Origin of the sequence: Massilia alkalitolerans DSM 17462 (genome assembly GCF_000427785.1) — a bacterium.
GTDB lineage: Bacteria > Pseudomonadota > Gammaproteobacteria > Burkholderiales > Burkholderiaceae_D > Telluria > Telluria alkalitolerans.
This window is the reverse complement of record NZ_ATYR01000062.1, coordinates 1-6068: the sequence shown is the minus strand read 5'-3', so window position 1 is coordinate 6068 and position 6068 is coordinate 1. Positions and strand designations below refer to the sequence as shown.

Annotated in this window: 5 protein-coding genes; 2 read left to right on the top strand and 3 right to left on the bottom strand. The window is 60.4% G+C overall.

All coding sequences use genetic code 11. The annotated features are described in order from the left end of the window. Positions 1–76: 76 nt before the first annotated feature. Together YWC_RS31105 and YWC_RS0126625 are read left to right on the top strand one after the other, a co-directional pair. Positions 77–958, top strand: a complete 882-nt coding sequence (locus YWC_RS31105) for a hypothetical protein (protein ID WP_443093633.1) — start codon at positions 77–79, stop codon at positions 956–958. Between the two features lie 299 nt (positions 959–1257). Further along, complete coding sequence (locus tag YWC_RS0126625; protein ID WP_229413210.1) at positions 1258–3264, top strand: LTA synthase family protein; 2007 nt, start codon at positions 1258–1260, stop codon at positions 3262–3264. Between the two features lie 48 nt (positions 3265–3312). Here YWC_RS0126625 and YWC_RS0126620 read toward each other — a convergent pair whose 3' ends face one another. From YWC_RS0126620 to YWC_RS31095, 3 genes are read right to left on the bottom strand one after another with little or no spacing between them, the layout of a single operon-like run. After that, entirely contained in the window at positions 3313–3711 is a 399-nt protein-coding gene (locus YWC_RS0126620) for a diacylglycerol kinase (protein ID WP_027868070.1), read from the bottom strand. Positions 3712–3766: 55 nt separating this feature from the next. Next, the gene (locus tag YWC_RS31100) at positions 3767–4576 is read right to left on the bottom strand and encodes a phosphatase PAP2 family protein (protein ID WP_084416628.1); all 810 of its coding nucleotides are present in this window, start codon (positions 4574–4576) and stop codon (positions 3767–3769) included. Then, entirely contained in the window at positions 4576–6021 is a 1446-nt protein-coding gene (locus YWC_RS31095) for a phosphoethanolamine transferase (RefSeq protein WP_443093632.1), read from the bottom strand. Before YWC_RS31095 ends, YWC_RS31100 begins: the two co-directional genes overlap by 1 nt. Between the last annotated feature and the right edge of the window lie 47 nt (positions 6022–6068).

The following is a 6068-nucleotide window of genomic DNA, read 5'->3' as shown; positions in this document are numbered from 1 at the left end:
AACCGCTGAACGCTATGCCAATGCCTGGCATCACATCAAGCCCTGGCACTACTACCTGACGATTGCGCTGCCGAGCATGTGGTTTCCGCTGGCCGTGCTGTTCCTGCTGCGGCTGCGCAGCATCAGGAAGCTGTGGCCCTCCAGCGCCGCGCTGCGCGTACTGCTGAGCTGGGTTGCACTGGTGTTGNTCTTCTTTTCCATCAGCCCCGGCAAGCGCGAGGTCTACATCCTGCCCGCGCTGCCGATGTTCGCCCTGGCGCTCGCCTACGTCTGGGAACAGGCGCCGGCAGAAGGGCGCCGCGGCACGGCTGTCGTGTTGCGNGCGGCGCTCGCGATCATGGGGCTGCTGCTGATCCTGCTTGCGGCGGTCGCGCTGTTTNCNCCNGNGCACCTNCCGTCCCGGGCGGACGNCTANGCCGACGCCGTCGCGGCGCTNGCTCCGGGCTTGCTNGTNCTCGGACTGGCGCTGTCGGGCATTGTCTGGCTGTTGCGCAAACGCGCATTGTTCGAACAGCTCGCCCTGGCCAGCGTGCTGACCTGGCTGTTCGTCTCTNTNTGGNTATGGCCCATCCTCAACCCACNTCGGACGCCGCGCGCCATCATGCAGGAACTCGAACGACGCCTTGCCCCNGAAGCGGAAGTNGGCATGCTCGAGTTCAAGGAACAGTTCCTGTTGTTCGCAGACCGGCCNNTGGTCCACTTCAGCTATCTGGCGCCGCTGCCGCGGCAGGAATGGAATGCCTGGNGCTGGATGCGCGCAGACCCGNCGCGCGTGCTCCTCCTCCCCGATGGCCTGGCCTTGCGCTGCTTCGACCTGGCGAAGAAACGCGTTCTTGGCGAAGCCCATCGCCGCAACTGGGTTCTGCTCGATGCCTCGTCCGCACGTGAAAGCTGCGATGCGGCTGCCGATCACGCCCCCTACCGCTACGTACCGGTGAAGAAGGATATCCTTCAGTGAATCAGGGCGGAACGACGGGNGCCGGGTGCTGGTCGACGGCGCCGCCAGGCTTCATCGGCTGCTGGGATAATTAGACGCTATCGGCCGCTTGCATTCGATTTGGTTTAACGNGATCNTAACGGCGCCTTAACGCCGNCCTAACGGCGCTTGNCCTAAGATCGCCCNCCACTTTCCCNTATGCACTATTCGCTTCCCCTGCGATGGGAGACTTCCTGTNNNAGCGGCGGTCCACGTCAACCGCGCCTGCCTGGAGTGCGGCAGTATTTTTGAGCGACTGACAACCCCATCCGCAAATATCTATGAGCAATGCATTGCCTGGTAAAACCTCGATCTTTCATCACTGTGCGCACCGTCTTGCACGGTCAAGCAGCTGGGCAGGCCCCTTTGCCGGCACGCTCCAGATGCTGCTCATCGGCCTGGTCATCCTGTCGCTATCCAGGTTCGCGCTGGTCGCATGGCAGTGGGACCGCGTCGAAGCGGCCGCGATCCCGGCTTCGCTGTTCGTCCAGGGCCTGCGCGCGGACCTGATCCTGCTGGGGTACTTCGAGGTGCTTCCCCTGTTGCTGGCCCCCTTGCTCGCCTACCGCTCGTTCGCACGCGTGTGGAGGACTGTGAGCATTGCCTGGGGCACTGTTGCTCTTATTTTCATCTTGTTTATGGANTTGTCCTCGCCTCAATTCCTGATGCAATACGACGTCAGGCCGAACCGCCTGTTCATCGAGTACCTTGCCTACCCGAAGGAAGTGTTCGCGACGCTGTGGAATGGTTTTCGCATCGCGGTGGTGACCGGCGTCGGATTGACGATCGGCCTCGGCCTGTTGATTTTCNATCTGCTCAGGCGTGCTTCGCCCGGCATAAGCATGTGGCCCGCAAGGAAACTGCTGCTCNTATGGCCGGTTCTGTGCCTGATCGTACTGATGCAGATCCGGTCGACCACGGGGCACCGCCCAGCCAACCCGGCCTTCTTTGCGCTGACCGGTGACGCGATGGTCAATTCGCTCATCATCAACTCGGCATGGTCGGTGCTGGACGCGCTCAACTCCCTGAAGAAAGAAGCAGTCTCCTCCGACATCTATGGGGCATTCCCGCGGGAACAAGTTTTTCGAGAAGTTAAATCAGCGCCCTGGCTGCACGGCTATACGTTCAGCAATACCGACACTCCGACTCTACATTTCCAGCAAGCCGCCATCGCGCGAAACCGGCCGCTTAACCTGGTAATCGTCCTGCAAGAAAGTCTGGGCGCGACCTTCGTCGAGTCGCTGGGCGGACTGCCAGTGACGCCGGAGCTGGAAAAGCTCAAGAGCGAAGGCTGGTGGTTCGAGCAGCTCTATGCGACCGGCACCCGTTCGGTGCGAGGCATCGAAGCGGTCGTGGCCGGCTACGCACCGACGCCCGCCCGCAGCGTGGTCAAACTCTCGCTCGCGCAGCAAGGCTTTTACACGATTGCGGCAGGACTGAAACAGCAGGGCTATCATACTGAATTCGTGTATGGCGGCGAAGCGCATTTCGACAATATGCGCAGCTTCTTCACCGGGAACGGATTCCAGCGCGTGGTCGACATACGGGAAATGCGTCCGGCCTTCACGGGAAGCTGGGGAGCGTCCGACGAGGACTTGTTCAACAAGTCGCTGGAACGCCTGAAGGAACTTCATGCCCAGGAGAAACCGTTCTTCAGCCTGATTTTCACCTCATCGAATCACGAACCGTTTGAATTTCCGGACGGAAAAATTACGCTTCACGATCCGGTCAAGCAAACGGTGAACAACGCCGTCAAATATGCGGACTACTCGCTCGGGAAATTTATCGCCGAAGCGAAGAAGCAGGCGTACTGGAAAGACACCCTGTTTCTCGTCGTTGCCGATCATGACAACCGCGTCTACGGCAATAGTCTGGTGCCCGTCAAGAAGTTCCATATCCCGGGACTCATCCTGGGGGCGGACATTGCACCGAAACGGATTGGAACGATCGCCAGCCAGATCGATCTTGGACCGACCCTGCTGTCATTGATGGGCGTTTCGAGCATGCATCCGATGATCGGCCGGGACTTTGCAAGAGACAGCAGCACCCCTGGCCGCGCCATGCTCCAGTTCGATAATTATTTCGCCTGGCTCGAAGACGGGTCGGCGACGATCCTGCGTCCGCGCCAGCATCCACTGCTTGGAAACTATGATGCCCAGAGCGGAAAACTGGATCTTCAGGCGGGTGCGCCCGACAAACTGCAAGTGAGCAAGGCAATGGCTCACGTTGTTCTGCCCTCGCTACTCTACCGCGAGCGCAAGTACACCTTGCCCGAACGAGGGCCTTGAATAGCGCTCGCTCGATGGCAATGGTCCTCCATCGGAGGACCATTGTGCTTACTTCAGCAAAACCGGCGCCACGATCACGGTCCAGGTGACTGCCGCAACGGCCACCGACAGGAATACCGCCGCGCTGCCCAGATCCTTCGCGTTCCTGGATAGAGGGTGCCGTTCCAGAGAAATGCGGTCGACGACGGCTTCGATCGCGGAGTTGAGCAGCTCGACAATCAATACCAGCGCCAGCACCAGTACCAGGGCCAGCTTTTCCAAGACCGACACGGGAAGGAGCAATGCGACGAACAGCGCCGGAACCGAGACGAGCAATTCCTGCCTGAACGCGTGTTCGTACTTCCACGCGATTCTGAGACCCCGGGCGGAATAAGCTGACGCGGTCACGATGCGAGCCAGACCGCTGGTGCTCTTGAATTCACTGACCTCTTGCTTGTCCTGAAGCATGGTTGTAGACCTTTTGGAATAGTCGGCTTCGCGATTTGTAAGCGAGCCGGGTTAATCAGTTGGATTCGGAAATGTCCGTTTCAGGGTCGAGCCTGTGCCGCTTCTGCGTTGCGGCGGAAGCCGACGGGGAAATCACGGCAGCGCCGGCTTGCCTCCCCTGAAGAACAAGGATGACGAGGACCACGGTCGCGCTTGCGATCCAGATCGACCAAAGGCTGTGGGTGAGGAAATGGGCACCGCGCAGTTGCTGCAAAAGCCCGAGAAAGCTGCCGGCAGCGATACCCGAAAAGGCCGCTATCCGGGCTGCGCGAGCCTGAGCAGGTAGCCAGTAGACCGCCAGCGACAACAGCCACAGTGCGCTCGAGGCGTGGCCAGCAGGAAGGCATTGGCCAGGAATCGCGCCGTCCGGCAGTATGTCGAAGATCCGGACATAAGGCTGCTCCCCTCCGTAACGAGAAAGGTCCCATGGGCAGTGCGATGAACTGAGCTGCTTCAGCAAGCTGATCACGGCCGGGACCAATATCGCGGACGATGCGACGATACGCAGGCGTAGCCGGCCCAGGACACACAGTCGTGGCAAGGGCCGGAACGCATCGACCGCCGCACACCCGATAAAGGCCAGCGCCGCGAGCGTCAGCACCCGCTTCAAGATGACGTGTCCGAAAGTCTCGGTGAGCCATGCATCGCGCCAGGGAAAAGTATTGCTGGCGGCGTCGAATACCGCATCGGCGAGCAGCAGATCAATATCGGAGTAACGTCCGATCCACAGCGTGGACACGGCTCCGGCGATGAGTGCGACAGCGATCCTTCGCGCCGCGCGATAGCCCAACAGTGTCGGGCAAGCAAGGTGACCAGGCCGACGCATCAGCCTCCCCTGACACAGGAATGGAACATGTCGAGCCGTGGATTGAGTACTGCGGTATTCACATCGAGCATCCCGAGGACGGAATGAAACACATTGTCATGCGAGAGCGGTTGCTGGCGCCGTTCGTTCAGGCAGCGTCGATCGACACGAAAGCGCTCGCTGAAGCCCGGCGACATCCACAGCATCATGGGCACTTCGGTCTGCTCGCGCGGCGCCAGGAAATACGGGGCGCCATGGAGGTACATGTTGTTTTCTCCAAGAGACTCTCCATGGTCGGAAAAATACAGCATGGCCGTATCGATGCCCCCGCGTCCCGCGATGCCGCGCAACATATCGATGGTCTTGCTCAGAAAGTAATCGGTGTAGACGATCGTGTTGTCATACGCGGCCTGGATGGATTCACGCGAACACTCTTCGAACCGGTTGGACGTGCACACCGGCCCGAACCTTGAGAACTCGCGTGGGTAACGGTTCGCATAAGCAGGGCCGTGGCTCCCCTTCTGGTGCAGCACAATGACGAGATCCCTGGTGCTGTTGCGGATCAGCTCAGGCAAACCTTCGAGCAAACGCTCGTCGTAGCACTCCTTAGCGCCACAATGGCTGTCAGGCCCCGCCGGCTTCGACAGATCTTCGTACTTCACACGGGCGCACACACCCTTGCATCCGGAGTTGTTATCGCGCCAGATGACGTCGAAGCCGGCGTGCGTGAGTACGTCGAGCAATCCTTCCTGGCTGGTGGCCTTCGACTGGCTGTACCCATCCCGGCCGAGTGCCGAAAACACGCACGGTACTGACACCGCGGTCGCTGTACCGCAAGAACGCACGTTCGAAAAATTGATCAGCCCCGCTTGCCGCGCCAACAAGGGATTTGTCTCGCGAGCATATCCGTTGAGCGAAAAGTTCGCGGCACGTGCCGTTTCGCCGACCACGATGACGGTGAGCGTTCTGCGCTCCTGGCCGGTCCAGGTCGCGCCCTTGACCGCGTCGCGGCCAAGGGGAGCCACGACGAGGCTGGCAGCCAATCGCTTGCGCAGATAGCCATGCGTCGCCTGGATAAAATTGGTGGGAGTCACGAGAAAACGCAGCTCCCGATGCTCGCGCAGTACTGGCGCCAGGCTCTTGAAACACAGGATGAGCAGCAAGGCCGCCAGCGCCAGCGATCCCGCCGCAATGCCGAAGCGCTGCATGAGTCCCTTTGGTCCTTGCGGGAAATGGATCCTGGCACGCGCAATCAGCAGCGACGGCAGCACGCCGAGCAGGCAGACCGTCGCCGCCAAATGCCAGCTGATCAGCTCCATCGCTTCGCGCGCATCCGTCTCGAAGACATTCTGGACCATGGCCTTATCGATGACGATCCCATAGGNCGCCATGAAATAGCTGGCAGCCGATGCCGTCAGTATCAATGCGATCAATACCGGTTTCGCGACATAGCGGAAGCTCGCCATGGTCAGGCACGCGTTGAAGAACAGGACAAGCATGAGGAATGCCCCTG

What these genes read in the sequence shown, in the direction of transcription:
- YWC_RS0126620 (WP_027868070.1), bottom strand. Translation starts at nt 3,711, where the DNA reads ATGCTTCAGGACAAGCAAGAGGTCAGTGAATTCAAGAGCACCAGCGGT.
- YWC_RS31100 (WP_084416628.1), bottom strand. Translation starts at nt 4,576, where the DNA reads ATGCGTCGGCCTGGTCACCTTGCTTGCCCGACACTGTTGGGCTATCGC.